Below are 26,992 nucleotides of genomic sequence, written 5' to 3' on the forward strand. Positions count from 1 at the left end.
GGGGGAGAAACATCAAGCCTGCTGCACGCGCTGGATCAGCGCCGCTTTTTCCTGGGCGCTTAAAAAGGCGAGCTCCAGACCGTTTCTCTGCGCCTGGCGAATTTGCTCGCGGCTTAAACCGGCAGCCGGGGCGGCGACGGTGTATTCGTGGATAATATCGACGCCCTGAACGGCAGGGTCGTCGGTATTGATGCAGGCCAGCACGCCGTGTTCAAGGAATGTTTTCAGCGGATGCTCGGCCAGGGATGGCACGGTGCTGGTCTGAATATTAGAGGTCAGGCAGGACTCAATCCCGATTCGCTGCGCGGCGAGATAATCCATCAGCGCCGGATCCTGCACCGCCTTCACGCCGTGGCCGATACGCTCGGCGCCCAGTTCGCGAATCGCCTGCCAGATGCTTTCCGGGCCAGCGGCTTCGCCCGCATGTACGGTGATGCGCCAGCCCGCATCGCGCGCGCGGCTGAAGTGATCCATAAACAGATTTCCCGGGAAGCCGAGCTCATCCCCGGCGAGGTCGAGGGCGGTGATGCCATCGCGATGGGCGAGCAGGGCCGCAAGCTCCTCTTCGCAGGCCGCTTCGCCAAAGGTGCGGCTCAGAATGCCGATCAGGCGGGCCTCAACGTTAAAGTCGCGGCTGCCTTCTTTAACGCCGGCGATCACCGCTTCGACTACGCCCGCGACCGGCAGCTGGTGGGTCATCGCCATATAGCGCGGAGAGAAACGCAGTTCAACGTAGTGCAGGCCGTTGCGAGCGGCATCTTCGAGGTTTTCATAAGCGACGCGGCGGCAGGCTTCCAGCGAGGCCAGCACCTTTACGCCCCAGTCAAGCTTAGCGAGGAAGCTGACCAGGTCAGGCTCATTGCTGGTGACCTGTACATGAGGACGTAAGGTGTCGAGGGTGTCTGCCGGAAGGGCGAGGTTGTACTGGCGGCCAAGATCGAGAATGGTTTGGGCCCGGATATTACCATCAAGGTGGCGATGGATGTCGGTTAATGGCAAAGTTAAATCAATCATGGTCGCACTCTTTTTTTAGTTAAAGTGCGCGTCATTGTACATCAGAACGATAAATGGTTAAAAGCGGAGAAAATTACCGAACAATACAAGGGAAAACGGTGAGGGAAGGGAAGATTGCCCTCTCAAAGGGAGCAATGACGAAATCGCTCATAGCAAAACGCTATTAATCATAGACAATCAGTATTTAATTTCGCGCCCGAGATTTTCTATAGTCTCAGGCGCTGGTTTTCCTGCAATGAATGGCAGGCAATTTTAAAAAGGACTCTGGGAATATGATCTTCACGTTAAAAAAAGTCGCGGTACCGCTGGTTGTCGCAGGCTCGCTGCTGCTGGCCGCCTGCAAACCTGGCGAGCAGGACCCCAACCACATCAAAGTGGGCATAAGCGCAGGCGTTGACCAGGAAGTCTGGGCGGTGGCGCAAAAAGTGGCTAAAGAGAAGTACAATCTCGACGTTGAGGTGGTGACGTTTAATGATTTCGTCCTGCCCAACGAGGCGCTGAACAATGGCGATCTTGATGCTAACGCTTTCCAGCATAAGCCCTATCTGGACAAACAGATCCAGGAGCGCGGCTATAAGCTGGTTCAGGTTGGCACCACGTTCGTTTATCCGATAGCGGCCTATTCGAAGAAAATCACGTCGGTCGCTCAGCTGCCCGATGGCGCGCAGGTGGCGGTCCCCAACGATCCAACTAACCTCGGCCGCTCTCTGCTGCTGCTACAAAAGCAGGGGCTGATTACGCTGAAGGACGGCGTGGGTCTGCTGCCCACCTCGCTGGATATTATTAACAACCCGAAAAAGCTAAAAATCGTCGAAATTGAAGCGCCGCAGCTCACCCGCGCGCTGGACGACCAGCAGATAACCATGGCGATTATCAATACCACCTTCTCAAGCCAGGTCGGGCTGTCGCCGTCGCGCAACGGCCTGTTCGTGGAAAGCAAAGATTCTCCTTACGTGAATATTTTCGCCAGTCGTATCGAAAATAAAGACAGCGAAAAGGTGAAAAACCTTGTGAAGGCCTACCAGAGCGATGAGGTGGCCGCGGCAGCAGAGCAGCTTTACAAAGGCGATGCGGTTAAGGGCTGGTAATCGTTGACGTTTTCAGGCCCGTGACGCGCGGGCTAGCGCATGTGATGCGGAAGGCAGCCGGTAGCCCACTACCGGCTTTTTTCTGGCTACTTTTGAATCAAATAGCGGATGGTTGGCCCATCCTGCTGAATGTCGAGCACGGTGTAGCCGTGGTTTTTGGCATCCAGCGGGATATTGTTAATCGACTGCGGACAGTCGCTGACCACTTCAAGTATCTCGCCTTTCTTCAGCGAAGGCATGGCTTCCAGCGTGGCGATGGCCGGATAGGGGCAGGGTTCGCCAACCATATCGAGGCGATAATCGGGGACCAGAGTTTTCATGCGCTTTCCTTAACGGTCGAGGGGGCGAGAGACTGGCGGCGGAAAAACCGTTTTTCCCAGCCAATCACCAGAATCAGCGCGATCAGCAGCAGGAGATAGGTCACCAGCAGGCCGCCGAATGGCCCGAAGGTCGCCAGCAGGTTGATTTTATCCCAGCTTGTGGCCAGCGCCGGAGAGAGCCCGTCCCAGTAGTAGGCGAGGATCGTTGAACCGATAACGTTGCCCAGCCCGACCCACCAGTAGTGCACCTGACCTTCCACCGCGCGGTACATCCAGCCGGTTTCGCAGCCGCCCGCCAGGACGATGCCAAAGCCAAACAGCAGGCCGCCGATAACCGCGTTGGGCCCCGCCCACATGATTTTCGGCTCCATACCCAGCTGCACGTAGCTGAAGATCCCAATAGCGCTGGCGGCCATGCCGAAAATAATCGCCTTCGCCATATTGGTACGTCCGGTGATCCACATATCGCGAAAGGCGGAGGTGAAGCAGATCTGCGCCCGCTCGATGAGCAGGCCAAATCCGACGCCAAACAGCAGCGCCAGGCCGAGCTTCGGCCGATCGGCCGCGGTGAGCAGGCCCCAGGCGATCATGGCGAAAAAGACCACCATGCCGAGACGGAACCGGCGCCGCGCCTGGTCAGGTTTTTGCGTCAGCGGCGAGGCCTGGGACACTTTCTGCATTTTTACCGGAATACGGAAGATGGGCAGTAAGGTAAAGCGCGCGCCGAACCAGGTTCCGATAGCGGTAGCGATGGCAAAGAACCAGGCGTGCAGGGAAAACTGTGGGATACCGGTAAAAAATGCGGCCAGATTGCAGCCCATAGCCAGACGGGCGCCGAAACCGGCGATGATTCCCCCGGCGACGGCCTGCAGAATGCGGATCCGGCTGCGGGGGAAGCGCAGCTTGACGTTATTTGCCCACAGCGCGGCGGCGAAACAGCCGCCGAACATGCCGATGATCATCATGCCGTCGATACGGGTGAGCGGGGTGCCTTCGAGATGAATGAGCTTATAGTAGCCCCACTCTTCGCTGTGCACGCCGACGAGCTGCAGCAATTGCCCACCCCAGCGGGTGAATTCGCCGGTGACGGCCCAGAAGGTGCCGGTAATGCCGAAGTAGTAGGTTGAGAGAATACCCGCGGCGATAACGGCGGGGACGGGCGACCAGAATTTAATCAGCCACGCCTGTTTGAACTGTTGCCATGTCATGAAGATGCCTCTGAACTCAGAAGGTATATTACCCGTAGCGGGTAGAAGAGGGGCGATAATACGCTGCTTATTAATGTAAAACGCTCGATGGGATCAAATTGAACGATAAAGAGAATATCAAAGGCCACGCTTGGGTGGCCTTTTACGCCTGCGGATCCGCGGTCAGATATTGATGACGGATATTGCGATTAATTAAAGCCCAGGCGAATAAGGTTTAGCGGGCAATATAAACCCTGATGTCCGTCTATTTCCACGCAGTCCGCCCGGCGGAGCTGCTCCGCCGTTTTACCCTCGGCGTGGATGGCTTTGATGACGCCCGTCGCGCCGCTGTCGGCCACCATAACCATGCTGCCGGTAGCGATAGCGTTACGGTTACGATCGTAGGTGTTCATATTTTTCCTCCTGGTGAATATTTTGACGGGAATTAAAAACGGCATTTAAATACACCTTTGTGAAATAGCGTTTTTTGAGTCTCGTCAAAATATCGTTTTATTGTACCGGGAGGACGGATGAGTGAGCGGATAGTCAGCGGTAGCTAAAACAGTTAGCGCAGCGAGCCCAGGGCGGCAATTAATCCCTGCATGCCTTTTTCCAGCTTTTCACGTGGGCAGCCGGCATTCAGGCGGACAAAACCCTTACCCTCATCGCCGTAGGTGTCTCCTGGCATAATGGCGACCTTCTGTTCCTCAATAAGTGCTTTTTGCAGGGCGCGATCGTCCACCGCCAGCGGGCGCAGGTCAATCCACGCCAGGTAAGTCGCCTGCGGCGGCTGCCAGTTTAGCTCGGGAAACGCCTGATTCAGTTCGCGTGCGATGTAGCGCATATTCTCCTGCAGATAGCCGCGCAGGGCATCCAGCCAGGCGGCGCCCTCGCGATAGGCGGCGATATGCGCCACCAGCGCCGGTACGGAAGGGGAAGAGAGGCCATCGCGGGCCTTAAGTGCGTGCAAATAGCTTTCGCGCGCCGCGGGATCGTCAATCAGCCCGTATGCGCCGGTAAACGCCGGAATGTTGAAGCTTTTCGATCCGGAGGTGAACAGCGCCCAGGGGCTGCGCGCTACCTCGCACCACGGGGTGTGCTGGTGTTCGTCCCACACCATGTCCATGTGGATCTCGTCGCTAATCACCTTCACGCCGTGCTTCTCGCACAGCCGCGCCATAGTTTCCAGCTCTTCGCGGGTCCATACCTTGCCGGTGGGGTTATGCGGACTGCACAGCAGCAGCACGGTATTACGCGGCTGAGCCAGTACCCGTTCCAGCTGCGCCATATCACAGCGCCACTGATGGTTGTCGAGGGAGAGCGGAACCGCCGCGACGCGCCGCTGGTTGCCTTCAATGGTTTTATAAAAGGCATCGTAGGCCGGAGTGTGTACCACAATACCGTCACCCGCTGCCGACCACTGACGAATCATCTCCGCCACCATATAGATAACCGATGGCCCGTAAACAATTGCTTCGCGGTCGATTGGACTATGAAAACGGCTGGCGAACCAGTGGCTCACCGCGCCGAGGAATTCATCGTTTTTCCAGCGGCTGTAGCCAAAAACGCCGTGGGCCAGGCGTTTGCTGACGGCATCGATGATGCAGGGGGCGGTGGCGAAATCCATGTCGGAGATCGTAAAGGGCAGCAGGTCGGCCGCGCCAAAACGGTCGGCGACGTAATCCCACTGGGTGCACCAGGTGCCGTGACGGTCGACCGGCGTTGAAAAATCAAACATCTGCACTTCCTTCATCATGTCCCCCTCCTGTACGGAGGGGGGCGGAGTCTATGCCTCGACGGTATTCATCAGGACAGCCATTTCATCTTTTACCGACTGCACCTGCGGGCCAATCACCACCTGCAGGTTGTGCTGGTTAAGCTGCACCACGCCGATGGCGCGATTCGCTTTCAGCGCGGCGCTGTCGACTTTGCTCATGTCGTTAACCGACAGACGCAGGCGGGTGATGCAGTTATCGAGCGAAACGATATTTTCCGCGCCGCCGAGCGCCGCCAGAATCGCCGGAACGTTGTAGCCTGATTTTCCGGTCACGCCGGTGACGGCCTTTTCGAAAGCGCTATTGGTTTCAATATCGCGTCCCGGGGTTTTCAGGTTAAAGCGGGTGATAGCGAAACGGAAGATGCCGTAGTAAACCGCAAACCAGATGGCCGCGACCACCGGTACCAGATACCACTTGGTTGACAGACCGTGCAGAATGCCGAACACCACAAAGTCGATAACGTTGCCGTCGGTGTTGCCGATAGTCACGCCCAGAATGGCCATCATGGTAAAGCCCAGTCCGGTGAGGAGCGCGTGGATAACGTACAGCACCGGGGCGACGAACAGGAATAAAAATTCCAGCGGCTCGGTCGTGCCGCCTACCACGCAGGCGATAACGCCGGAAATCAGCAGCCCCTTAATTTTATGGCGGTTTTCCGGGCGAGCGCAGTGGTACATCGCCAGCGCCGCTCCCGGCAGGCCGCCGAGGAAGGCCGGCATTTTGCCTTGCGAGAGGAAACGGGTCGCGCTTTCGGAGAAGCCGTGGGTGGTTGGGCAACTGAGCTGGGCCTGGAAAATCGTCAGCGCGCCGCTGACGCTATGGCCGCAAACGTCCATGGTTCCGCCCGCCTCGGTAAAGCGGATCAGCGCCACCAGAATATGGTGCAGGCCGAAAGGCAGCAGCAGGCGCTCTCCGGTACCGAAAATCATCGGTCCGAAATCTCCCGCGCTATTGATGACGTGGCCGAGGGCATTAATCCCCATGGCGAAGACGGGCCAGATCAGCGGAATGACCAGACCGACCAGGCCGAGAACCACGGTGGTGATAATCGGTACAAAGCGGGTGCCGCCAAAAAAGGCCAGCGCGTCGGGCAGGCGGATATTGTGAAAACGCTCATGCAGCATCCAGACGATGATCCCGGCGATCACCGCGCCGAGGATCCCGGTGTCGATCGATTGAATGCCGATAATATTCTGGATGTTGTTCGCTTTGAGGACGGCGGCATCGGTGGTCGGCAGAATGCCTTTGGCCGTCAGCCAGAAGTTAACCGCCAGATTCATCACGGCATAGCCGACAAAACCGGCAAACGCGGCGACGCCTTTGTTTTCCCGGGCCAGTCCTAGCGGAATGGCGATACAGAACATCACCGGCAGAAAGCTGAAGGCGAAGGAGCCGACTTTGCCCATCCAGATGAATACGGCCTGCAGCAGCGGCACGTCCAGCCACGGCAGGAGCGTCAGGACATCATGGCTGCTCAGAGAGCTGCCGATCCCCAGCATGATCCCGCAAAAGGAGAGCAACGCCACGGGTAACATGAAGGTTTTCCCTAACTGCTGGAAAAACTCCCACAGGGTAATTTTGGTTGCTGTTTTCGCCGTCATAACACGAATCCTGGTTCTTTAAGTTATCGGTAGGATGTAACGCCACGGAAAGATAAAACGTTTTACCAAATTTTAGTGCGATAAAAATCACATATTCCGGCGATAATAACGTTTATAAAGAGAGTATCTTGATAAAACGTTTTATCGACAGCCAAAGGGAGTCGGCCTGCAGTTATGGCTATCGCGAAAAAAATCACCATTAATGATGTCGCCCAGGCGGCAGGCGTGTCGGTCAGTACGGTATCGCTGGTGCTGAGCGGCAAGGGGCGTATTTCGTCGGCCACCGGCGAGCGCGTCAATCATGCCATTGAACAGCTGGGCTTCGTGCGCAACCGCCAGGCGGCGTCGCTGCGCGGCGGCCAGAGCGGCGTTATTGGCCTGATCGTCAGCGACTTATCGAAGCCTTTCTACGCGGAGATGACCGCCGGATTGACCGACGCGCTTGAGTCGCAGGGCAGAATGGTGTTTCTCACCCAGGGGGGGCACAGCGGTGAAAAAATGCTCCAGCGTTTTGATACCCTGGTGGCGCAAGGGGTCGACGGCGTGGTGATTGCCGGGGCGATCGACCAGGGAGCGGAGCTGCGCGATCGCGCGGCGCAAGCTGGAATGCCGCTGGTGTTTGCTTCCCGCGCCAGCTATCTCGACGATGTCGACCTGATCCGCCCGGATAATATGCAGGCTGCGCAGATTGTCACCGAGCACCTGATCCGCCGCGGCCATCAGCGCATTGCCTGGCTGGGAGGGCAGAGCTCGTCCCTGACGCGCGCCGAACGGGTAGGCGGCTACTGCGCCACCCTGCTGAAGTATGGCCTGCCGTTTCATAGCGAGTGGGTGCTGGAGTGCGAGTCGAGCCAGAAGCAGGCGGCAGAGGCGATGGCGGCGCTGCTGCGGCAAAACCCAACGATTAGCGCGGTGCTGTGCTACAACAGCGTGATTGCCACCGGGGCGTGGTTTGGGCTGATGCGCGCCGGGCGCCAGAGCGGCGAAGCTGGCGTCGAAAGCTATTTTGAACAGCGGGTCGCGCTGGCGGCCTTTGCGGAGTTACCCGAGGAGGCGCTGGACGATCTGCCGCTGACCTGGGTGACGACGCCCGCCCGGGAGCTGGGACAAAGCCTCGCGGAGTGTATTTTACGGCGTATGGAAGAGGGGCAGGGCGCGGCGAGAAACCAGATTATTTCTCCCCGGCTGATTACCCGAAAATAGCCCCTGGGCAGGGGCTATTTGCCGTTTATTGCTGCGGCGCGGCGGGTGGCACCACGTCTTGCGGCGCGTCATCTTGCGGCTGAGTTTCCTGCGGCGCTGCGGGTTCAGAGACGGCGGGAAGCGCTAAACCGAACATTCCGGCAAACTCATCCAGCGGCATTTTCTGTCCGTTCAGCGTAACCTGGCCGTCAGCGTACTGCAGACTTGAGGTAATGGCGTTATCTTCCATGGTGGTGATGCGGAACATCTGCCCCATCGCCGCCAGGCCTTTCACCTGCTGATCCGCAAGCTTAGCGGCGTCGGCGGGCTGATAGCCTTCCAGCCCGGCAATCTGGGTCATAAACGCCGTCGCCATATCCACCGGGATCACCAGTTTGCCGTCGAGCGATTTAACGCTACGATCCACTTCATCCGCCAGCGTCTGCGGCGGGGTGGTGGTCAGCGACGGGTCTTTGAGCAGAATCGAAAGATTCAGGGTGGTTTCCCCCTTCGCATTGCGCCAGCTCAGCGGCGAAATGGTCAGAGACGGGCTGCCTTTCAGCATCATCGGCAGCGCGCTAAAGAAGGTTTGCGTTAACGCCTGCTGATAGAGCTCAGGATTCTGCGCCAGCTGCGGATCCGCCATCAGCGCCTGCGCTTCAGCGTTGTATTTTTGGCTGAACTGATGGAAGGCTTCGCCATCGATATTGTCCAGCTTCAGCGTCAGCCGGCCGCTACCGATATCCTGATTTTGCAGCTTGAGGCTGTTGACCGTGTAGTCCAGCTGGCTGTTAATACCTTTACCGTCGGCAGTCAGCGACGAATTGCCGTCAATTTTCATCCCTTCGAACAGCGCCAGCTCTTTGCCTTCAACGCCAATCGCCAGCTTGTCCAGCGAGATAGCCTGTTTACCGATACGCTCGTTGAAGCTGGCCATTTCGGTAGAGCCGTCGGTTTTCAGGTTATTAAAGGTGAGCTGAACTTTCTGGTTGTACTCGTTAACCGCGTTAATCTGCCCGCTACCGGCTTCGCCGCTCAGGCTGAGGGTTTTCCCTTCGCGGTCAGCGTCCAGCTGGAACTGTCCGCCGCTGAAGGTCACCTTCTCATCGCCTTTCGCGTAATCAAGCGGGTTGAGCACAATAGCGGATGTGTTGTCGCCGCTATAAGCGATACGGGTATCAATGGTGAACGGCGTTTCGCCTTTAGCGATGTCGAACAGCGCCTTGCTGGCGTCGTTATTGGTCAGGGTGGTTTTGACGGACGCCATCGCCGGGGCGAGGTTAAAGGATTTGAGCGAAGCCAGCGGGAAAGGGCCGTGATCGACGACTTCATCAAACACCAGCGACTGTCCGGCGGCAAGCCAGCGGGGCGCCTTGCCGGCAGCAGGCTTCAGCACCAGCTGTAAATGGCTGCGGAACAGTCCGCGCTGATAGCCCTGATACGTCAGCTCCACGCCAGCCTGCGGCGCGCTGCTTTGCAGCTGAGCATTAGCCTGCTGCACCATGTCGGCAATGCGGCTTTCCAGCTGCTTCCCCGTATACCACGCGCCGCCCGTCCAGACGACGCCCAGCGCAATGATAACTCCTGCTGCGACCAGCGATTTTTTCATAGCATTTGTCCATAAATGAAACCAGGCGGATCGGGCCGCCTGGTTGTGTTGTCATGATGGGTGAAAGTCTAGCAACTGTGGCTAAAAAGTTCAGTAACTTACTGGAGCTTATTAAACACGCGCGCCACGCGGCCGCGGCCGCTGACCTGCACCGGTGATTCATTACAGCCGATAAACGCGGATTCACCCGGCTTCAGCGTCAGGCGCTGTTCGCCTTTGGCAATCGTCGCCTCACCCTCGACGCAGAACAGGATCGCCGCGCTCTGCTGGGCGATGGTTGACGCCTGCGCTGACAGGTCGTGCAGCGAGAAGGCAAAATCGTCAACCGGGATGGGGAAGTCCAGCTCCGCGCCGTGAATTACCGGCTGGGTCAGCAGTTGGCCCGCGGGTTTTGGCTCAAATTTGACGTTTGCCACCAGTTCCGGAATATCGATATATTTCGGCGTCAGGCCCGCGCGAAGCACGTTGTCAGAGTTGGCCATCACTTCCAGCGCCACGCCCTGCAGGTAGGCGTGCGGGGTTTCCGCAAACAGGAACATCGCCTCGCCGGGATTCAGTTTGACCACGTTGAGCAGCAGCGGAGAGAAGAGGCCGCTATCGTCCGGGTAGAACTCGGCGATCAGGCGGATAGTCTGCCAGGGCTCACCCTGCTCGCTGTCCAGCGCCGCCTGCAGCGCCCGTAAGGCGTGCGCTTTTTCATCGCCTTTCATATTCAGCAGGCTGGCGAACAGCTGGCTCAGATGCCCGGCGTCAGGCTGCGCAAGGAACTGGGCAATCGCCGGATGCGCATCGGCAACCGGCTGCAGCAGGGTGACGATTTCGGCAAACTCGCGGAAGGCGTTCATGGCGAGGAACGGCGTTAAGGCGAAAACCAGCTCCGGCTTGTGGTTCGGATCTTTATAGTTACGTTCGGCGGCATCAAGCGGGATCCCGGCAGCGTTCTCTTTGGCAAAACCGATTTCCGAGGCCTGCTTGTTAGGGTGCACCTGGATAGAGAGCGGCTGCGCGGCGCACAGAACTTTGAACAGGAACGGCAGTTCGCCAAAACGCTCGGCGACTTTCGCGCCAAGCAGGGTTGCTTTATCGCTTTCGATCGCGTCGCGCAGAGAGCGCGGCGCCCCGCTATTATCCACAATCTGCGAGCTGCTTTTGGGATGCGCGCCCATCCACAGCTCCGCCATCGGCAGGTTGTCCGGGTTAGCAATCCCATAAAGTTCGGTTAAGGCGGTATGGCTTCCCCAGGCGTAGTTTTGCACTGAGTTAATGAGCTTTTGCATTCTCAATCCCTGTTTCCACTTAATAGTCATGGCACTATTAAACCAGCAATCGACCGATAAGCAACCGGCGCGAAGAAAAAGTCGTCCTTGTCTCAGTTTTTGTTAAAAAATTGTGTAAAATCGATCGACTCGCTTTTCCACGGGCAAATGGAGTGTCTGCCTGAAATATAATCAGCTAAGCAGTAAGTGAGAGCACAATGTCGAATAAACCGTTTGTATATCAGGATCCTTTTCCACTGAAAAAGGACGATACCGAGTACTACCTCCTCAGCAGTGATTATGTCTCCGTCGCCGAATTCGCCGGCCAGGAAGTTCTGAAAGTTGAACCTCAGGCGCTAACTTTACTGGCACAACACGCTTTCCACGACGCCTCCTTTATGCTTCGCCCGGCGCACCAGCAGCAGGTGGCCGATATTCTCAACGACCCGGAAGCCAGCGAAAACGATAAGTACGTGGCGCTGCAGTTTCTGCGCAACTCGGATATCGCCGCCAAAGGCGTGCTGCCGACCTGCCAGGATACCGGTACCGCGATTATTACCGGCAAAAAAGGCCAGCGCGTGTGGACCGGCGGCGGCGATGAAGCCGCGCTGGCGCAGGGCGTTTATAACACCTATATCCAGGATAACCTGCGCTATTCGCAGAACGCGCCGCTGGATATGTATAAAGAGGTCAACACCGGCACTAACCTGCCTGCGCAGATCGATCTTTACGCCACCGACGGCGAGGAGTACAAATTCCTCTGCATCGCCAAAGGCGGCGGCTCGGCGAATAAAACCTACCTGTACCAGGAAACCAAAGCGTTAATTACCCCGGCGAAGCTGAAAAACTATCTCGTCGAAAAGATGCGCACTCTGGGAACCGCCGCCTGCCCGCCGTACCATATTGCTTTCGTCATTGGCGGCACCTCGGCGGAGTCCACCCTGAAAACCGTTAAGCTGGCCTCAACCAAGTACTACGACGGCCTGCCGACCGAAGGCAACGAACACGGCCAGGCCTTCCGCGATATTCAGCTGGAGCAGGAACTGCTGGTGGAGGCGCAAAACCTCGGTCTCGGCGCACAGTTCGGCGGCAAATACTTCGCCCACGATATCCGCGTCGTGCGCCTGCCGCGCCACGGCGCCTCCTGCCCGGTGGGCATGGGCGTCTCCTGTTCGGCGGATCGCAATATCAAAGCCAAAATCAACCGCCACGGTATCTGGATTGAGAAACTGGAGAGCAATCCGGGCAAATATATTCCCGAGCATCTTCGTCAGGCCGGCGAGGGCGAGGCGGTCAAGGTCAACCTCAACCAGCCGATGAGCGATATTCTGGCGCTGCTGTCGCAGTATCCGGTGTCGACCCGCCTGTCGCTGAGCGGGACGATTATCGTGGCCCGCGATATCGCCCACGCGAAGCTGAAAGAGCTTATCGACAGCGGTGAGGCGTTGCCGCAGTACGTCAAAGACCACCCGATCTACTACGCGGGCCCGGCGAAAACGCCCGACGGCTACGCGTCCGGCTCCCTTGGCCCGACGACCGCTGGCCGCATGGACTCCTACGTCGACCTGCTGCAGGCGCACGGGGCGAGTAAAATCATGTTAGCCAAAGGCAACCGCAGCCAGCAGGTGACCGATGCCTGTCATAAACACGGCGGTTTCTACCTCGGCAGCATCGGCGGCCCGGCGGCGGTACTGGCGCAGCAGAGTATCCGCAGCCTCGAGTGCGTGGCGTACCCGGAGCTGGGTATGGAAGCCATCTGGAAAATTGAAGTCGAAGACTTCCCGGCGTTTATCCTCGTGGATGACAAAGGCAACGACTTCTTCCAGCAAATCCAGAGCTCGCAGTGCGCCCGCTGCGTGAAATGATTTCAGCCGCCCTTCGGGGCGGTTTTTTTATGCCGCTTAGCGGCACGAACCACCAAAACAACTTATAAATCTGACCCATACTTTACCCTTTGAGCAGGTGAGCTTTGTCGCTATTACGCACGTTGAATCCAAGGAGACAGTCATGACAACGCATCGCAGTGAAAAAGACTCAATGGGCGCCATCGATGTGCCTGCCGACAAGCTATGGGGCGCGCAAACCCAGCGCTCGCTGGAGCATTTTCGTATTTCGACGGAAAAAATGCCGGCCGAGCTTATTTATGCGCTGGCGCTGACCAAGCGCGTAGCGGCGAAGGTGAATAACGATCTCGGCCTTCTGGCCGCGGAGAAAGCGCAAGCGATTATTCAGGCCGCGGACGAAGTGCTGGCAGGCAAACATCCGGACGAGTTTCCGCTGGCTATCTGGCAAACCGGCTCCGGCACGCAAAGCAACATGAATATGAATGAGGTACTGGCCAATCGCGCGAGTGAACTGCTGGGCGGGGCGCGCGGGATGGAGCGTAAGATTCACCCCAACGATGATGTCAACAAGAGCCAGAGCTCTAACGACGTGTTCCCGACGGCGATGCACGTGGCGGCGATGATTGCCCTGCGGGAGAAGCTGATCCCGCAGCTCAACGTGCTGAAGCAGACCCTGAACAATAAAGCCGTTGCCTTCAGCGATATTGTCAAAATAGGCCGCACCCATCTGCAGGATGCGACGCCGCTGACCCTCGGTCAGGAGATCTCCGGCTGGGTAGCCATGCTGGAGCACAATTTAAAACATCTCGACCATAGCCTGCCGCATCTGGCCGAGCTGGCGCTGGGCGGGACGGCGGTGGGAACCGGGCTCAATACCCATCCGGAATATGCGGTACGCGTCGCCGCCGAGCTGGCGGCCTTAAGCGGCCAGCCGTTTGTCACCGCGCCGAACAAGTTTGAAGCGCTGGCGACCGTTGATGCGCTGGTGCACGCGCACGGGGCGCTGAAAGGGCTGGCCGCTTCGCTGATGAAAATTGCCAACGATGTGCGCTGGCTGGCCTCCGGCCCGCGCTGTGGGATTGGCGAAATTGCGATCCCGGAAAATGAACCGGGTTCGTCGATTATGCCTGGCAAGGTGAACCCGACCCAGTGCGAAGCCCTGACCATGCTGTGCTGTCAGGTGATGGGCAACGATGTCGCGGTGAATATCGGCGGTGCATCGGGCAACTTTGAGCTCAACGTCTATCGCCCGATGGTGATCCACAACTTCCTGCAATCGGTGCGGCTGCTGGCTGACGGGATGGCGAGCTTTAACGAGCACTGCGCGGAAGGCATTGAACCGAACCGTGAACGCATCAGCCAGTTGCTGAATGAGTCGCTGATGCTGGTAACCGCGCTGAATACCCATATCGGCTATGACAAAGCGGCGGAAATTGCCAAAAAGGCCCATAAAGAGGGGTTAACCCTGAAAGCGTCGGCGCTGGCGCTCGGCTACCTGACGGAAGCCGAGTTTGACCGCTGGGTGCGCCCGGAAGAGATGGTGGGCAGTATGTCTACTCGCTAGCCAGCCACAGGTGCAGCCGCGGAATCAGTAGCCTGAGCGACTGCGCCTGCGGTTTGTAGCGATACTGCACGTTATCGGCGTCATAGTTCAGGAGTTCACCGAGGTCCGGCACGCTGACGCCCTTGGTGCCGGATATCAGCGCAATCATCGGTCCCGGACAGGCGTATTGCACCTGTTTTTGTTCCCCGCTGTACCAGACCCTGGCGATGGGCTGCACCTTCACCGGCCGCTTTATTTTCAGCTTTGCCCGCTGCGGCAGGGCGGCAATATCCTGATACTCTCGCTCCAGCTTGCTTTGCCACTGCTCGCGGGTCCACGGCGGAACCGCCCGGGGCGATTGAAGGCTTTTTTCCAGCTGCATGAGTACCCGATCGCGGGTGAGATTTTTAATCACGTGCTTATTGGCCCAGCCGAAGCGGATGGTGCTCGGATCGAGGAGGGGGGTTAGCGTGCGATAGGCGCTCAGCGTAATCAGCCCCGGCAGGTGGCGATGGACCCACTCAAACCGCGCGGCGGCAGGCAGGCCGGAATCCACGGTGATAATCTTCTCGAAGCGCGCTTTGAGGGCGTTGATATGGGTGATTTTGTCTAAGAGTTCAGCCTGTTCCCGGGCGTCAGTTTGCAGACAAATCGCGCCGGGTAAACGCACGGCGGCTTTGCTGCTGCGGGTTTCCGACTGCTGCTGGATAAACAGATGACTATAGTGCCTGAGCGCCATCTCCAGCGCGGTTTTGCCGGTGTGCTGAACCACGTTGATGCTTTCCAGCGGCTGGTGTTCAGCGTCTTTACTCACCGGCGGCAGCTCAAAGACGCGGGCGGCCAGCAGGCGGCACTGGCTCAGGGCGTGTTTTAGCGCCTGTAGTTCATGCTCGAGCTGGCGAAAGGTGTCGTTCAGACGTTCAACAAGGTCATAGCTGGCCATATTTCCCCACCTTAGTTACAACATACTTAGCGATTTTTTAACTATAGCAGGCCTCAGCATTTGCGCAAAGGCGTATCAGGCGGAGGTAAAATCCGGCAACTGATGATAGACCGGCCAGCTAAAGCAAAAACAGGCCCCGCCCAGCGAACTCGCTTCGCAATGCACTTCCCCGGCCATTGCCTGGGCGATGCTGTGGACGATAGCTAAACCGAGGCCACAGCCGCCGGTCGCGCGATCGCGGCTCGGGTCGAGGCGTACGAAAGGCTCGAACACTCGCTCACGTTCATCAGGCGCAATTCCGGGGCCATCATCTTCGACCCGCAGCGTCGCGCGCGAAGCCTGCAGCGTCAGGCTGATCTGAATACGCTGGTTACTGTAGCGCAGGGCATTATTCACCAGATTATCCAGCACCCGTTCCATTAAGCGCATATCCAGCGCGCCGTAATTCCCGGCCACGACGTCGGTTAGCGCAATCTCGCGCTGGGGATTAACCGTCTGAATATCTTCCACGTGATCGCGGATCCACGCCGGAAAATTGGGGGTCGTTAGCTTCAGTTCGTTCTGCGGGCGATCAAGCCGGGCGTAGGTCAGAAGTTCTTCAATCAGCGCCTCCAGCTGGCCGATATCGCGATTCAACGCCTGCGATTCGGCTTCGGTAAGGTTCTCGCTCATTTCCAGGCGATAGCGCAGACGCACCAGCGGGGTCCGCAGCTCATGGGCGATGCCATCGATCAGCTGTTTTTTGCTGGCGATAAGCGCGTTGATGTTATCGGCCATCTGATTAAACGCCACCCCCAGCCGCGCGAAGCTGGACATGCTGTCGAAATGAATGCGTTCAGTAAGATGTCCGTCGCCGAAGCGCTGGGCGGCGGTCTCAATACGCAGCATCTCCTGCCAGTGAGGACGCATCCAGATAAAGACCGGAAAGGCCAGCGAGATGGCGATAAAAGCCATCAGGGCCAGATCGAGCAGGCGCATCTCATGCAAAAAATAGAGATACGGCACCGGACCGACGGAGAGCACGTAGTGGCTGCGCGGGATCCGCTGGATAAAGGTGTACTGATCGTCGAGGGCGACGATATCCCCGGCGCGCAGATGCTGCATCGAGTTTTCCGAGAGCTTGAATTTGCTGATGGGCTCGATATGCAGATCGAAAGAGAGATTGAGGTCCAGCTCTTTGAGCGTTTTGCTCCAGTCGCGCGGCGGGATCTCCCGCAGCTCGCTGCGCATCAGATACAGCGAACTTTTCATCAGATCGTCCAGCGACTGACGCCCTGCGCGTTCGGCGGTGAATTTGTACACCAGGCCCACCATCATGGTCATGACCAGGAAGCAGACGAACAGCAGGAGGTAAAACTGCACAAACAGCTTTTTCATTAAATCTCACTCAAAATCAAAAGGTTAAATTCCTGCTTTTACCTGCAGGGGCACTGCGGGGGCATTTATCCAGGCGCAATCTACGTCAAAAGTCCTTGTTGCGTTTTATGCCCATTTGATTTGCTATGAAAGCAGGGTTCGCTGCGGCTGACAACATCCAGCACGCATAAGTATGATGGTGTGGGTTGAAGCCAAATCAGAGAAGAATGTAATGTACCTCGGTCGGCGCCGATGTGCGAAGCGTTCTCTGTTTTAATCCGTTTTATTCCACCCTCATCCCGCCAGGCTGAACAGGCGTACTTAAAGGAGAATAAAAGCATGCATCTTGAACGACACAGCATTGAACGCGTCGGATGGTTGAGGGCTGCTGTACTCGGGGCTAACGATGGTATTGTTTCGACAGCGAGCCTTGTTCTTGGCGTTGCGTCTGCTAATACGGGCTCTTCCGGGGTTTTACTTGCGGGCATTGCCGGGCTGGTCGCGGGGGCGATGTCGATGGCCGCGGGGGAATATGTTTCCGTCTCATCTCAGGCCGACACGGAAAACGCGGCTCTCGCTCAGGAAAAGAGGGAACTGGAAACAGATTATCAGGGAGAAGTACGCGAGCTGACTTTACTTTATGTGCAACGCGGACTCGAGCCAGAGCTTGCCCAAAAGGTTGCCGAACAACTCATGGTGAAAGATGCTCTGGACACGCATGCCCGCGAGGAGCTGGGACTGACGGATACCAATTCTGCGCGCCCCCTGCAGGCTGCCGTTTTCTCGGCGCTGAGTTTTTCCGCTGGCGCAACGTTGCCTTTAGTCGTTGCATGGCTTTCTCCAGCAACGCTGGTTTTTCTCTTTGTTATTCTCTCCTCCCTTTTTTCACTGGCCGCTCTTGGCTATATATCTTCAATTGTCAGCAGAGCCTCCCCTCTCAGGGCGATCGGCAGAATTACTTCCTGGAGCACCCTGGCGATGTTTTCGTCGATGGGAATAGGTCATCTTGCCGGGCAGGTATTGTTTTAATAGATTGCTTAACTCGCAGAAAAGAGAAATATCTGGCGTGTGGTGGGCTGAAAAATGAGTGATTTGTATCGCGTGCGCGGGACTTATTCCTAACCCATTGTCATTTTTCCAGGCGCACTTCTGGCGCGGAACGAACATTCACTCGCGCACAGGCAGTGGTCAGGGAGGCAAAAGATTTAAATCTTTAGTGCGGCAAGGATGGCGGTCTCCATTTTCTCCGGGGTGGTGAACGGCGCGAAACGCGTGAGAGGGGTGCCGTCGCGACCGATCAAGAACTTCGTGAAGTTCCATTTGATCCGCCCGCCCAGCACGCCGGGTAACTCATCTTTCAGGTAACGAAACAGCGGGTGCGCGCCGGCGCCGTTGACCTCCACTTTCTCGAACATCGGGAAGCTTACACCGTAATTGATCCGACAGGTCTGCTCGATGTCATCGACGCCGCCGGGCTCCTGCTTACCAAACTGGTTGCAGGGGAAACCAAGCACTATCAGCCCCTGGGCAGCGCATTTCGCGTAGAGCGCTTCCAGCCCTGCATATTGTGGCGTGAAGCCACAGTGGCTGGCGGTATTGACTACCAGAACGAGCTTGCCAGCATAGTCAGCCATTGAGATGGGCTGGCCGTGCAGGCTGGTGGCAGTCAATTGGTAAAAGGTAGTCATATCGTGTTCCTCAGTGCAGCGCCCGTTGCGCGTCTTTATCGCTGGATTGGTTCATAGACTGAAAGAACATTGAAAAGAGTCGTTCATCTCAGGATTGCTTTCCCAGGTCTGCCTTTCTGGCGCGATACCATGCGGCAAAATCAACGGAGACCATCGGCCGGGCATAAAAATATCCCTGAACCTCATCGCAGCCCAGGCTGCGTAAAATCTCAACCGTTTCGAGATCCTCGACGCCTTCGGCAAGGACGACGTAATCGAGCTGCTTGAGGAGCCTGATAACGTTGTGCACAATAATGCGGCTGGCTTTCTCATGGACTATATGCCTCACAATAGACCGGTCGAGTTTGATGATGTCCAGCGGGATTTGCCGCAGGTAATTAATGTTGCTGTATCCCGATCCAAAGTCATCCAGAGAAATTTTAAACCCGCGTTTTTTGAGCATGTCTAGTCCGTTCAGCGCGGCCGGACTTTCAAGCATCTTCTCAGTCTCCAGACACTCCACCCCCAGCAGGGCTGGGTCAAGACACGCCTCCCGCAGTTTCTGCTCAAGCTCCTCAGCGAAATCGGGTCGAGAAAAATCGCTGGCGGCGAGATTAATTGAGACGGGAAGAGAAAGCCCCCGATCCCGCCAGTCACTCAGTTGCGCGATAGTATGATCGATAACCCAGGCCGAGAGTTCGCGCATCAGGCTAGTCTTTTCGACCAGCGGAATAAATTCACCCGGCAGCACTTCGCCATTGATAGGATGCTTCCATCTTATCAAGGCTTCAGCGCCCGTCACGTCTCCCGTCGTCAGCGAAATTTTTGGCTGAAAGACCAGATATAACCCCTGGTTTCCCTGCAGCGTTTGCCTGAGTTCGGTGAGCAGGCTGAAATCTCGCTTCTTGCGGATGTCCAGTGCGTCATTATAGGTCGTAAAACGGTGCCCCTGGCTTATCGCTTCATGCAGTGCGCTCACCGCGCGCCGCAGAATTTCATTTGGCGTCATGTCGCTATCGCAAATACCGGAGTCACCCATGTGAATATTCAAATCCAGGGGAACGTCCGGGCCGATCCTGGCCTGGGTTCCCTGAAGCCGTAGTGCTATACCCTCCAATGACAGCGCCATGGGTTCCGGGGTGAAAAAGGCAAAGCGTCCCACCGCCACGGCGTAAAGTTTGCTCGCCATGGGCAGGCGCGCCTGCAGCGCGACGGTCATGTCACGAAGCAAATTCTCTACCGCCAGCATCCCCAATGAGCGGGCCATCTCGTAGGCAAATGGCATATCAATGCAGTCAATAATGACCAGCCTGAAAGTACCCTCCGCCGACACCTCAATGTCCTTGAGCAGGCGCTGCCGATTGGGTAAAAGCGTGACGACGTCGATATACCCCACTGAGTGCCAGGAGGCTAAGAAATCCGATATCAGCTCGGCCAGCGCCTTAAAAATAGCGATCTGCTCATCTGAAAGTACCCTGGGTTGCGTATCTAAGATACTCAAGGTACCCACGGTCACTCCGTCGCGGGTTTTCAGCGGGCATCCTGCATAAAAGCGAATGAATGGCGCTTCTCTGACCGCCCGATCGCGATGAAAGATCGGGTGCTGATGCGTATCAGGACAAAGGAAAGTCTCACCCTGTTTCAGGGTCTGTTCGCAAAATGCTCCGCCCAGGCTGGTGTCAGTGGGGGCGATATTCTGAGCGGATTTGATGTACTGCTTTTCATCGTCAAGGATTGACACAAAACTCATTGGCATTTTTAGCAACTGGCAGACCAGATGAGTGTATTTTTTTAACGCTTCGTCTCGCCCTTCGTCCGCGTTTTTTAACAGGTCAATCGCCGCGCGTCTTTTGCTTTCATCGCTGCTGAGATCGTTCAACATATAGATGCTCCCGTGCAGTAGATATTGCGGTCATCCCAACCCACTGAAGGTGTGAATCTCTATACTCACGACGGGTGTCGATACTGGCCAGGCGCCAGCGCTATCACTCCACAGTAGAATGTTTTCCGTTGATTGTCTGCAAAGAGTATCACCCGCCCGGCAAGTCGTGAGGCGGGCCGCGCGGTGAAGCGCGGGTTTTGCGTGGGAAAAGCAATTTCACCCCCTATTTTAAAAATAATTAACAGGAGGTTGAATTGGCTCTGACGGCTAACTCCGCACAAACAGCTATTCCATCGCCACATGCCTGAATTAGTTGTCCCAGGCGTGCGGGGCGAACAGGTAACCTTTATTGCGTACCGTTTTGATACGATATGGCTCAGTCGCATTATCGAGAAGCTTTTTACGCAGCCGCGAGATGGCGACATCGACGCTGCGGTCCATACCATCGTAGCTGACTCCGCGCAGATTTTTTAATAACGCGTCCCGATCCATAATTTGTCCAGCATGGGTCGCTAACTCCCACAGGAGATCGAAATCCGCAGTGGATAAGGCGACGCTTTCGCCGCCGAGCATCACCTGTCTATTCACCGGGTCGATACTCAGGGAGCCAAAAGCGATCGCTTTATGCGGGGTGAGCGAGGAGGGGACGCTGCCGTCCGGCACGGCGATATGCTGGCGCAAATGCAGGCGCAGGCGAGCTAACAGCACCGCGGGCGGCGTGGTTTTCAGGATATAATCGCTGGCGCCCATTTCGAGTGAGAGAATATGGTTCATATCGCTGTCCAGTGAAGTGAGCAATACGATTGGCCCCTGCCACTGGCCGCGTAAATCGCGGCACAGCGTCATACCGTCTTTACCCGGCAGCATGATATCCAGCAGCACCAGGTCCGGCTTTTCGCGCGCGATAACCTCTTCCGCCCGATCGCCGCGCGGTTCTACCACCACGTCCATATCGTGTTTGCCAAGGTAGGCCGCAATCAGTGCGCCGACCTCAGCATCATCCTCAACGAAAACAATTTTATTCATATTGTGTATGCTTGCACTCATCTTTTAATCGCTTGAATCTCTTTACCTGCATCGCGGCTGAGGTGGCGCATTCAGTATCTGAAGTCAGGTGCCTATTCATTCGCTACCGCCATTGTAAACCATCCGGACATTAATATGAGCTATATATTAGCCATGAAATTCGCTATGATTCCCGGAGCTGCGGTTCAGGACTATTTTTTGCGGAGCCAGACAATGATTCAGATACGAACAGAAGCATTGCGCATTAAGGGAACAGGGTGCGGCACAATGTGGGCACGGGCTGTCAGGACAGCGCGTGCCCACATAGAAAATAAGTACCGGTACGCTAGCGCGAATGATGGGGAAGCCTTATTGCGGCCTCTTTTGCCTGGCGCCGTAGGGGCACAAGGCGAACTTGCAGAGGCTTCTTCGATTGCAGATGAGCAGCATAGGGTTCTGATTACCGGGGCATTCAATATTCTTTGAAAATGTTGACCATAAATTTTCCGTATAGGGGAATGCATGAATAACCTGTAAATCGCCGGGCACACCATTAATGAAAACTTCATTTTGTGTGATGTTAATAACCGAACCAATGCTCAAAAAATAATCCCCACTATACCAAATAATTAATTTCAGATTTTTGGCACTTGCCGCAACTGAAAAACCTGTTCCTGTTACAGGACATACAAGGCTATTTTCAATATTCCACTGCATGCTTGACGCTCTCCGGTAATTTACGAGCATTTTCGCGTTGATGAATATATTTTGATTAAGTTCATGGCCATTTTTACTTTGCGTGAAGCAGGTCCGAACATGGAGATTCCTTTAACTGGTTCTTATGCTGATTAATATAAAATAATAACAATTAGATGAGTGTCTAATACTAGTAATGATAATAGCAACAAGTAAAAGATTCGAAAAACTGGCATGAGCTGAACTAAATGGCTGCATTGAGGATTGTGAATAGAATAAAATTCTGTTCTGGATATCAGGAACAGATCGAAAGATTGTGAAATCATATAATTACGATCATATCTACTACCGCGCCTGTTATTAACGGCAAAGTATGCTTCCTTATGAAATCGGTTTTATATTGATGTAAATCAAAATAATTGGTTTTATTTAGCCATTTTGCTAAAAAATGGCTATGTGCGCTTATTCAGGATTTGCGCAAAAAGAATAATTTCAAAATAACCTCTTATGATAAAAATCAACCATATCAATTAACCACTTTCACTCTATTTTGCCAGTATTGATTTGAATCATTTAGTGCAAAACAATAGCTGCACTGAAGCGGTGCGGTTATTGAGCTGGGCATTTTGTAAATGCCCGCCAGGCAAGCGCGCCAGACTTTAAAATCTGTGTAAATACGTGAGGAAGAGATGCGCCGAAAATAGGCTAATTTGATTTGTATCTAAAAATACGAAAAATAATGTGTTATACGTATAACTCAATAATCAGAAAAAACATTCTCTTTTTGATTTAATGAATGTATTTAGCCGAAGAGTTTTTAAGGCAGCAAAAACGGCCATCTAATAACGCGCTCCGCTTGCCAGGGATATCATCCTTGCGAACGGTTATCGCCAGGAGCGGATATTCGGCATAGGGGGGGCGGCAGTGATGAGACCGCTAAAAAATAGGTCTTTTGCTTCTACACGGTATCGGCCGCTCTTGCGCGTTTATAATTGTCGGCGCTTCCGTTATGCTGCGGGGTCTTGTTGTTTAAATGTTAAGGCAAAAGGAATGGGGTTGTTGATAAAAGCGCTGCTCGGCGCGCTGGTCGTTGTCCTGATTGGCGTGCTGTCTAAAACGAAGAACTACTATATCGCCGGGTTGATTCCGCTCTTTCCGACTTTCGCCCTGATCGCGAACTATATCGTTGCCAGCGAGCGGGGGATCGAAGCGCTGCGAACCACCATCGTATTCGGGATGTGGTCGATCATTCCGTACTTTATCTATTTGCTCTCGCTATGGTATTTCACCGGCGTTATGCGCCTGCCGTTCGCTCTGGCAGGCGCAGTGGGGTGCTGGAGCCTCTGCGCGTGGCTGTTAATTATCGGCTGGAGCCGTTTCCACTAGCGCAGATGGCGGCCGCCGTCGACGGCAAATGAGCGACCGGTCACGTAGCGGCTGCTGAACAGGTATTCGATCAGGTCGCTAATCTCTTTTTCACCTGGCGCGATTTTCATCAGCGATTTATCAAGCGCCTGCTTGCGGTATTCCGCGTCATCGCCTTCGTTAAATAAAATCAGCGAAGGGGCGATAGCATTGACCTTAATTTCCGGCGCCAGCTTGCGGGCGAACGAGCGGCTCATATTATCCAGCGCCGCTTTGCTGGCGGCGTAGGCAATGTGTTTGTCGCTGCCGCGCTCCACAACGTAGTCGGTGATATGGATAATGTCGCTGGCCGCATGGCCGTGGCCGCGCAGCAGGCTCTCCAGGGCATGGTTGAGCAAGTAGGGGGCGTTGACGTGAATTTGCATCATGCTGGCGAGCACCGTGGTTAACGGCACCCCGGGCTTTTCCGCCATCCAGCCGCTGGCGTTATGGATGATGGCGCGCAGACCGCTGCCGGCGTGCGCCTTCACCTCTTCGGCGAACGCCAGAATGCTATCGTCAGTGCTGAAATCCGCGTGCAGACAAACGGCGCCCGCTTCACGTAGCGCGTCGATGGCGGGATACCAGGTGCGGTAGCTGATAATAACGGGCTGCTGCCGGGCCAGAAAATGGCGGGCCAGGGCGAGGCCGATACGACGGCCCCCGCCGGTAATCAGGATTGGACGAGGCTGGATGTCAGCCATGGGTATCTCCTTTGAGTTCAGCGGCAGGGTAACCGCTTACCCTACCAACATCCACGTTGCCGGTACGGCGGCAACCAGCAAAAAACCAATTAATGCCAGGTCACGGCGTTTGAGCGGGCGATCGTGCTGGTGTGTACGACGGGCATACAGGAAAACCAGAAGACCCGGAGCGTAAAGTATCACTGACAACAATAAATGCACAGGGCCGGACGCATATAATAACCATAAGCCATAAATACAGGCACCGACACCGACGGCTTTGTGTAGCGGGCGCTCAGCAATCTTCAGCAAAAATGCGCCGACGAGAAAGTAGGGCACCAGGATCATCTCAGAGGCGATGGTCAGCAGCGTGTTGTAATCTGAGCCGGTAAGCCAAATCAATACCAGCGAAGCCTGTACGCTGACGTTGGTGAGCCACAGCGAAGCCGACGGGGCATTGTTTTTATTGGTCCGGGCAAACAGGCGCGGGAAGGCTTTATGCGTTGCTGCCAGATAGGGCACCTCCGCCGCCATAATGGTCCAGCTCAGATACGCGCCGCAGACGGAAATAATCAGCCCGGCGGCAATAACAATCTCCCCCCATGAGCCCATCATGTTGACCATCAGCCCGGCCATTGAGGGGTTGCGTATTTCCGCCAGCTCGCTACGCGGCACGACGCCTAACGAGAGAAGCGTCACCAGCAGATAGACCGCCAGCGCGGAGAGTACTGCCAGCAGCGTCGCGCGGCCAACATCCTGTTTATTACGCGCGCGTGCGGAAACAACCACCGCGCCTTCGACGCCGATAAAAACCCACAGGGTGATCAGCATGGTGTTTTTCACCTGCTCCCATACCGGTACGCCCAGCGCCAGGCCGCTGAAATCCAGGCGGAATGTCTCCATACGAAACGCGATGGCGGCCAGCGCGATAAACGCGCCGAGGGGCAGCAGTTTGGCCAGCGTCGCGGCCAGGTTGATACCCGCGGCCGTTTGTACACCGCGCAGCACCAGGAAATGGACAATCCACAGCAGGACGGAGGCGCCGACGATGGATTGCCAGGTGTTGCCGTCGCCAAACAGGCGCAGCTCGGGGGTATCGGTAAAGAAGCTTAGCGCAGAGAAGACGATAACCAGATAGGAGACATTGGCAACAACCGCGCACAGCCAGTAGCCCCAGGCGGAGCAGAAGCCTATCAACTCGCCAAAGCCTTCCCGGGCGTAGGTAAAAATACCGCCGTCGAGTTCGGGGCGAATGCGGGTGAGCAGCAGCATGGCAAAGGCGAGGAACAGGATCCCCACGCCGGTGATACCCCAGCCGATAAGCAGTGCGGAAGGGCTGGCGACGGCTGCCATATTTTGCGGCAGGCTGAATACGCCTGCACCCAGCATTGAGCTGAGAACCAGCGCGGTCAGGGCGCTAAGGCCCAGTTTCTTTTCCATTGCATTCCCGAGGTGACAATCATCAAACTAAGAATATTTATTTGGCGAAATCGCATAAAAATGGAGGATTGCGCTAAGGCGCGGGATTTTACGGAGTGTTTTGTATGCATGCAATGGCGAGAAATGAAAAAAAGAAAAAAGGCGGCAGATCGCCGCCTTTTTGTTCAGCTCAGACGCCGTTATTTATACAGGTCGGCGCTGATGGTGATGTTGCCACCGCGCTCCTGCCACTGGCGGGTAATATGGTAGTACTTCGCGCCTTTCTTCGCCGCGCGCTTAGCCGTCTGGTAGGAGATTTCCGTCATGTTACCGTAGTTACCGGTGAACTTGATGCTGTCGTATGGCACCATCTGCGCGGCGGTGATTTTGTTCACTTCCTCGACTTTGGTACCGTCCGGCAGAGTGACGGTGTAACGCCCGCCTTTAGATGATTGCGTTTCAAAGAAGCGGCCTACGCCGGTGCCGGAACCGACCGCTGCGGTGGTCGCTACGCCCGGGATCTCCACTTTCTTCGCGGCTTCTCCGCCTTCAGCCAGCGCAGCGCGACCGGCTTCTGAATCTGCCGGGATAGCGTCCGGGCTTTGCAGAACGCGTTTTTTGGCATCGGCTTTGTAGATATAGGCGGTGATGCGCTGGTTGCCGCCCTGGTTGGCATCAACCTGGCGCACGATAAAGAAGGAGGCGGCGCCCTTGGCCTTAGCGGCTTTGGTGATGGCGTCGTTAACTTCCGGCTGGCTGCGGTAGAAGCCCTGTACGGTGACGGTATCAAACGGCTCCAGCTCGACGGCCTGGTCCTTCGGTAATTCCATTACGCCGTTAATCACACGATTTTTCGGCGCGTCGGCCTGCGGGGCATTTTCTTTATAAAAATCGGCCGTTACGCGCAGGTTGCCGCCGCTGCCAAAATCAGACGTGTCGACAACATAAAAGGATGCTGCGCCTTCTTTGTCCGCTTTACGGGAAACGGCCTGCACCGCGTCGCCAATGGCGTTAAAACGGCCGGTAACAACTACGCGATCGTAGGGCTTCAGCGCTGCCGCCTGCTCCGGAGTCAGCTCGGTCGCTGCATGGGCAGACAACGCGGTTGTAGCCAGAAGAGCAGACGCCAGGAGTGAGTTCTTAAGCTTCATAAAAATAATCCTTTGCCTTGCGCAAACCATGTACTGGTATTGTTGTTGACTGAAAACATTTGATTATTGCATTTATCGTGAGTGACTGTCTGCGTCAATTTTCAGTTGTCGCCCTAAACGTATACTGCAGAAATATAACATTTTTCGATATGTTGAAAAAACAGCCGCTTGACCAGCAAAATCGATAATCGATATCACTTTCATAAGTTAACGTAATGTTAATGCGATGATCAAGACGGCGATAAATGGTGAATTAACCCCTCTGCCAAGCGGATTATCAGGCGCTGGCATAAAAATAAGGTAAATATTGCTGCCTGGCACGGTTAGCCGTGCGTTTTACCAATAAAATCAAAATTTCTGTTTT

The 26,992-nt window shown here is 55.7% G+C and carries 23 protein-coding genes and 1 pseudogene; 6 read left to right on the forward strand and 18 right to left on the reverse strand.

Annotated elements, in window-relative coordinates; genetic code table 11:
* Nucleotides 1-12: 12 nt before the first annotated feature.
* Nucleotides 13-1,014 (reverse strand): adenosine deaminase, encoded by a 1,002-nt coding sequence (add, locus tag MKleb_RS12060; RefSeq protein ID WP_025105823.1) that lies wholly within the window; start codon nucleotides 1,012-1,014, stop codon nucleotides 13-15.
* 272 nt (nucleotides 1,015-1,286) lie between these two features.
* Here add and metQ point away from each other — a divergent pair, with 272 nt between their 5' ends.
* Nucleotides 1,287-2,102 (forward strand): methionine ABC transporter substrate-binding lipoprotein MetQ, encoded by an 816-nt coding sequence (gene metQ, locus MKleb_RS12065; protein WP_004851417.1) that lies wholly within the window; start codon nucleotides 1,287-1,289, stop codon nucleotides 2,100-2,102.
* Nucleotides 2,103-2,188: 86 nt separating this feature from the next.
* On the opposite strand, the gene yedF is transcribed toward metQ, so the two are convergent.
* The 5 genes from yedF to malX form a co-directional block, all read right to left on the reverse strand.
* On the reverse strand, nucleotides 2,189-2,422 hold the full coding sequence (yedF, locus tag MKleb_RS12070) for a sulfurtransferase-like selenium metabolism protein YedF (RefSeq protein ID WP_004102619.1): 234 nt from the start codon (nucleotides 2,420-2,422) through the stop codon (nucleotides 2,189-2,191).
* Complete coding sequence (yedE, locus tag MKleb_RS12075) at nucleotides 2,419-3,630, reverse strand: selenium metabolism membrane protein YedE/FdhT (RefSeq protein WP_025105821.1); 1,212 nt, start codon at nucleotides 3,628-3,630, stop codon at nucleotides 2,419-2,421. Before yedE ends, yedF begins: the two co-directional genes overlap by 4 nt.
* A 188-nt stretch (nucleotides 3,631-3,818) precedes the next feature.
* The gene (gene ydfZ / locus MKleb_RS12080; protein ID WP_004851411.1) at nucleotides 3,819-4,022 is read right to left on the reverse strand and encodes a putative selenium delivery protein YdfZ; all 204 of its coding nucleotides are present in this window, start codon (nucleotides 4,020-4,022) and stop codon (nucleotides 3,819-3,821) included.
* A 152-nt stretch (nucleotides 4,023-4,174) separates the two neighbouring features.
* Nucleotides 4,175-5,347 (reverse strand): MalY/PatB family protein, encoded by a 1,173-nt coding sequence (locus MKleb_RS12085; RefSeq protein WP_217076755.1) that lies wholly within the window; start codon nucleotides 5,345-5,347, stop codon nucleotides 4,175-4,177.
* Between the two features lie 48 nt (nucleotides 5,348-5,395).
* Entirely contained in the window at nucleotides 5,396-6,988 is a 1,593-nt protein-coding gene (gene malX / locus MKleb_RS12090; protein ID WP_004119586.1) for a maltose/glucose-specific PTS transporter subunit IIBC, read from the reverse strand.
* A 174-nt stretch (nucleotides 6,989-7,162) separates the two neighbouring features.
* On the opposite strand from malX, the gene MKleb_RS12095 reads away from it, so the two are divergent.
* The gene (locus MKleb_RS12095) at nucleotides 7,163-8,191 is read left to right on the forward strand and encodes a Mal regulon transcriptional regulator MalI (protein ID WP_004851407.1); all 1,029 of its coding nucleotides are present in this window, start codon (nucleotides 7,163-7,165) and stop codon (nucleotides 8,189-8,191) included.
* 25 nt (nucleotides 8,192-8,216) lie between these two features.
* Here the strand turns inward: MKleb_RS12095 and MKleb_RS12100 are convergent, their stop codons facing one another.
* Both MKleb_RS12100 and manA read right to left on the reverse strand, forming a co-directional pair.
* The gene (locus MKleb_RS12100) at nucleotides 8,217-9,779 is read right to left on the reverse strand and encodes a YdgA family protein (protein ID WP_014838654.1); all 1,563 of its coding nucleotides are present in this window, start codon (nucleotides 9,777-9,779) and stop codon (nucleotides 8,217-8,219) included.
* A 98-nt stretch (nucleotides 9,780-9,877) separates the two neighbouring features.
* Nucleotides 9,878-11,056, reverse strand: coding sequence for a mannose-6-phosphate isomerase (gene manA / locus MKleb_RS12105; protein ID WP_025105820.1), 1,179 nt, complete (start codon nucleotides 11,054-11,056; stop codon nucleotides 9,878-9,880).
* Between the two features lie 197 nt (nucleotides 11,057-11,253).
* On the opposite strand from manA, the gene fumA reads away from it, so the two are divergent.
* Both fumA and fumC read left to right on the forward strand, forming a co-directional pair.
* Nucleotides 11,254-12,900 carry a class I fumarate hydratase FumA gene (fumA, locus tag MKleb_RS12110; RefSeq protein ID WP_025105819.1) on the forward strand — a complete coding sequence of 549 codons (1,647 nt, stop codon included), beginning with the start codon at nucleotides 11,254-11,256 and terminating at the stop codon, nucleotides 12,898-12,900.
* Nucleotides 12,901-13,042: 142 nt separating this feature from the next.
* Nucleotides 13,043-14,443, forward strand: coding sequence for a class II fumarate hydratase (fumC, locus tag MKleb_RS12115; protein WP_217076707.1), 1,401 nt, complete (start codon nucleotides 13,043-13,045; stop codon nucleotides 14,441-14,443).
* Here the strand turns inward: fumC and tus are convergent.
* The 3 genes and pseudogenes from tus to MKleb_RS29910 form a co-directional block, all read right to left on the reverse strand.
* The gene (tus, locus tag MKleb_RS12120; RefSeq protein WP_014229577.1) at nucleotides 14,433-15,365 is read right to left on the reverse strand and encodes a DNA replication terminus site-binding protein; all 933 of its coding nucleotides are present in this window, start codon (nucleotides 15,363-15,365) and stop codon (nucleotides 14,433-14,435) included. The genes fumC and tus overlap by 11 nt on opposite strands.
* 75 nt (nucleotides 15,366-15,440) lie before the next feature.
* On the reverse strand, nucleotides 15,441-16,742 hold the full coding sequence (gene rstB, locus MKleb_RS12125; protein ID WP_025105817.1) for a two-component system sensor histidine kinase RstB: 1,302 nt from the start codon (nucleotides 16,740-16,742) through the stop codon (nucleotides 15,441-15,443).
* A 109-nt stretch (nucleotides 16,743-16,851) separates the two neighbouring features.
* Nucleotides 16,852-16,929: pseudogene (locus MKleb_RS29910) on the reverse strand (hypothetical protein); the annotation flags it as partial.
* A gap of 131 nt (nucleotides 16,930-17,060) precedes the next feature.
* On the opposite strand from MKleb_RS29910, the gene MKleb_RS12130 reads away from it, so the two are divergent.
* A complete protein-coding gene (locus tag MKleb_RS12130; RefSeq protein ID WP_025105816.1) occupies nucleotides 17,061-17,750 on the forward strand; it encodes a VIT1/CCC1 transporter family protein in 690 nt (229 codons plus the stop codon).
* Between the two features lie 176 nt (nucleotides 17,751-17,926).
* Here the strand turns inward: MKleb_RS12130 and MKleb_RS12135 are convergent, their stop codons facing one another.
* The 4 genes from MKleb_RS12135 to iraM all read right to left on the reverse strand — a co-directional run bounded on the left by MKleb_RS12135 (nucleotide 17,927) and on the right by iraM (nucleotide 21,992).
* Complete coding sequence (locus tag MKleb_RS12135) at nucleotides 17,927-18,409, reverse strand: glutathione peroxidase (RefSeq protein WP_217076709.1); 483 nt, start codon at nucleotides 18,407-18,409, stop codon at nucleotides 17,927-17,929.
* An 88-nt stretch (nucleotides 18,410-18,497) separates the two neighbouring features.
* A complete protein-coding gene (locus MKleb_RS12140) occupies nucleotides 18,498-20,270 on the reverse strand; it encodes a sensor domain-containing phosphodiesterase (protein ID WP_064374893.1) in 1,773 nt (590 codons plus the stop codon).
* A gap of 309 nt (nucleotides 20,271-20,579) precedes the next feature.
* Nucleotides 20,580-21,296: a two-component system response regulator RstA gene (gene rstA, locus MKleb_RS12145; protein WP_004851385.1), complete on the reverse strand. Its 717-nt coding sequence runs from the start codon at nucleotides 21,294-21,296 to the stop codon at nucleotides 20,580-20,582.
* 348 nt (nucleotides 21,297-21,644) lie between these two features.
* Nucleotides 21,645-21,992 carry an anti-adapter protein IraM gene (iraM, locus tag MKleb_RS12150; RefSeq protein WP_014229571.1) on the reverse strand — a complete coding sequence of 116 codons (348 nt, stop codon included), beginning with the start codon at nucleotides 21,990-21,992 and terminating at the stop codon, nucleotides 21,645-21,647.
* A gap of 1,029 nt (nucleotides 21,993-23,021) precedes the next feature.
* Between iraM and MKleb_RS12155 the strand changes: the two genes are divergently transcribed.
* Nucleotides 23,022-23,357, forward strand: a complete 336-nt coding sequence (locus MKleb_RS12155; RefSeq protein ID WP_014229570.1) for a GlpM family protein — start codon at nucleotides 23,022-23,024, stop codon at nucleotides 23,355-23,357.
* Here MKleb_RS12155 and folM read toward each other — a convergent pair.
* The 3 genes from folM to ydgH form a co-directional block, all read right to left on the reverse strand.
* Entirely contained in the window at nucleotides 23,354-24,079 is a 726-nt protein-coding gene (gene folM / locus MKleb_RS12160) for a dihydromonapterin reductase (protein ID WP_014838648.1), read from the reverse strand. The two genes, MKleb_RS12155 and folM, sit on opposite strands and share 4 nt — an antisense overlap.
* A gap of 36 nt (nucleotides 24,080-24,115) precedes the next feature.
* Nucleotides 24,116-25,498 (reverse strand): amino acid permease, encoded by a 1,383-nt coding sequence (locus tag MKleb_RS12165; RefSeq protein ID WP_014229568.1) that lies wholly within the window; start codon nucleotides 25,496-25,498, stop codon nucleotides 24,116-24,118.
* Between the two features lie 179 nt (nucleotides 25,499-25,677).
* Nucleotides 25,678-26,628 (reverse strand): DUF1471 family protein YdgH, encoded by a 951-nt coding sequence (gene ydgH / locus MKleb_RS12170; RefSeq protein WP_014229567.1) that lies wholly within the window; start codon nucleotides 26,626-26,628, stop codon nucleotides 25,678-25,680.
* Between the last annotated feature and the right edge of the window lie 364 nt (nucleotides 26,629-26,992).

Source organism: Klebsiella sp. PL-2018, assembly GCF_019048985.1.
In the GTDB taxonomy this organism is placed as follows: Bacteria; Pseudomonadota; Gammaproteobacteria; order Enterobacterales; family Enterobacteriaceae; genus Klebsiella; species Klebsiella michiganensis.

Excerpts from the sequence above, each read along its gene's own strand:
- add (WP_025105823.1), bottom strand. The coding sequence starts at position 1,014 with ATGATTGATTTAACTTTGCCATTAACCGACATCCATCGCCACCTTGAT.
- metQ (WP_004851417.1), top strand. The coding sequence starts at position 1,287 with ATGATCTTCACGTTAAAAAAAGTCGCGGTACCGCTGGTTGTCGCAGGC.
- yedF (WP_004102619.1), bottom strand. The coding sequence starts at position 2,422 with ATGAAAACTCTGGTCCCCGATTATCGCCTCGATATGGTTGGCGAACCC.
- yedE (WP_025105821.1), bottom strand. The coding sequence starts at position 3,630 with ATGACATGGCAACAGTTCAAACAGGCGTGGCTGATTAAATTCTGGTCG.
- ydfZ (WP_004851411.1), bottom strand. The coding sequence starts at position 4,022 with ATGAACACCTACGATCGTAACCGTAACGCTATCGCTACCGGCAGCATG.
- MKleb_RS12085 (WP_217076755.1), bottom strand. The coding sequence starts at position 5,347 with ATGTTTGATTTTTCAACGCCGGTCGACCGTCACGGCACCTGGTGCACC.
- malX (WP_004119586.1), bottom strand. The coding sequence starts at position 6,988 with ATGACGGCGAAAACAGCAACCAAAATTACCCTGTGGGAGTTTTTCCAG.
- MKleb_RS12095 (WP_004851407.1), top strand. The coding sequence starts at position 7,163 with ATGGCTATCGCGAAAAAAATCACCATTAATGATGTCGCCCAGGCGGCA.
- MKleb_RS12100 (WP_014838654.1), bottom strand. The coding sequence starts at position 9,779 with ATGAAAAAATCGCTGGTCGCAGCAGGAGTTATCATTGCGCTGGGCGTC.
- manA (WP_025105820.1), bottom strand. The coding sequence starts at position 11,056 with ATGCAAAAGCTCATTAACTCAGTGCAAAACTACGCCTGGGGAAGCCAT.
- fumA (WP_025105819.1), top strand. The coding sequence starts at position 11,254 with ATGTCGAATAAACCGTTTGTATATCAGGATCCTTTTCCACTGAAAAAG.
- fumC (WP_217076707.1), top strand. The coding sequence starts at position 13,043 with ATGACAACGCATCGCAGTGAAAAAGACTCAATGGGCGCCATCGATGTG.
- tus (WP_014229577.1), bottom strand. The coding sequence starts at position 15,365 with ATGGCCAGCTATGACCTTGTTGAACGTCTGAACGACACCTTTCGCCAG.
- rstB (WP_025105817.1), bottom strand. The coding sequence starts at position 16,742 with ATGAAAAAGCTGTTTGTGCAGTTTTACCTCCTGCTGTTCGTCTGCTTC.
- MKleb_RS12130 (WP_025105816.1), top strand. The coding sequence starts at position 17,061 with ATGCATCTTGAACGACACAGCATTGAACGCGTCGGATGGTTGAGGGCT.
- MKleb_RS12135 (WP_217076709.1), bottom strand. The coding sequence starts at position 18,409 with ATGACTACCTTTTACCAATTGACTGCCACCAGCCTGCACGGCCAGCCC.
- MKleb_RS12140 (WP_064374893.1), bottom strand. The coding sequence starts at position 20,270 with ATGTTGAACGATCTCAGCAGCGATGAAAGCAAAAGACGCGCGGCGATT.
- rstA (WP_004851385.1), bottom strand. The coding sequence starts at position 21,296 with ATGAATAAAATTGTTTTCGTTGAGGATGATGCTGAGGTCGGCGCACTG.
- iraM (WP_014229571.1), bottom strand. The coding sequence starts at position 21,992 with ATGCAGTGGAATATTGAAAATAGCCTTGTATGTCCTGTAACAGGAACA.
- MKleb_RS12155 (WP_014229570.1), top strand. The coding sequence starts at position 23,022 with ATGGGGTTGTTGATAAAAGCGCTGCTCGGCGCGCTGGTCGTTGTCCTG.
- folM (WP_014838648.1), bottom strand. The coding sequence starts at position 24,079 with ATGGCTGACATCCAGCCTCGTCCAATCCTGATTACCGGCGGGGGCCGT.
- MKleb_RS12165 (WP_014229568.1), bottom strand. The coding sequence starts at position 25,498 with ATGGAAAAGAAACTGGGCCTTAGCGCCCTGACCGCGCTGGTTCTCAGC.
- ydgH (WP_014229567.1), bottom strand. The coding sequence starts at position 26,628 with ATGAAGCTTAAGAACTCACTCCTGGCGTCTGCTCTTCTGGCTACAACC.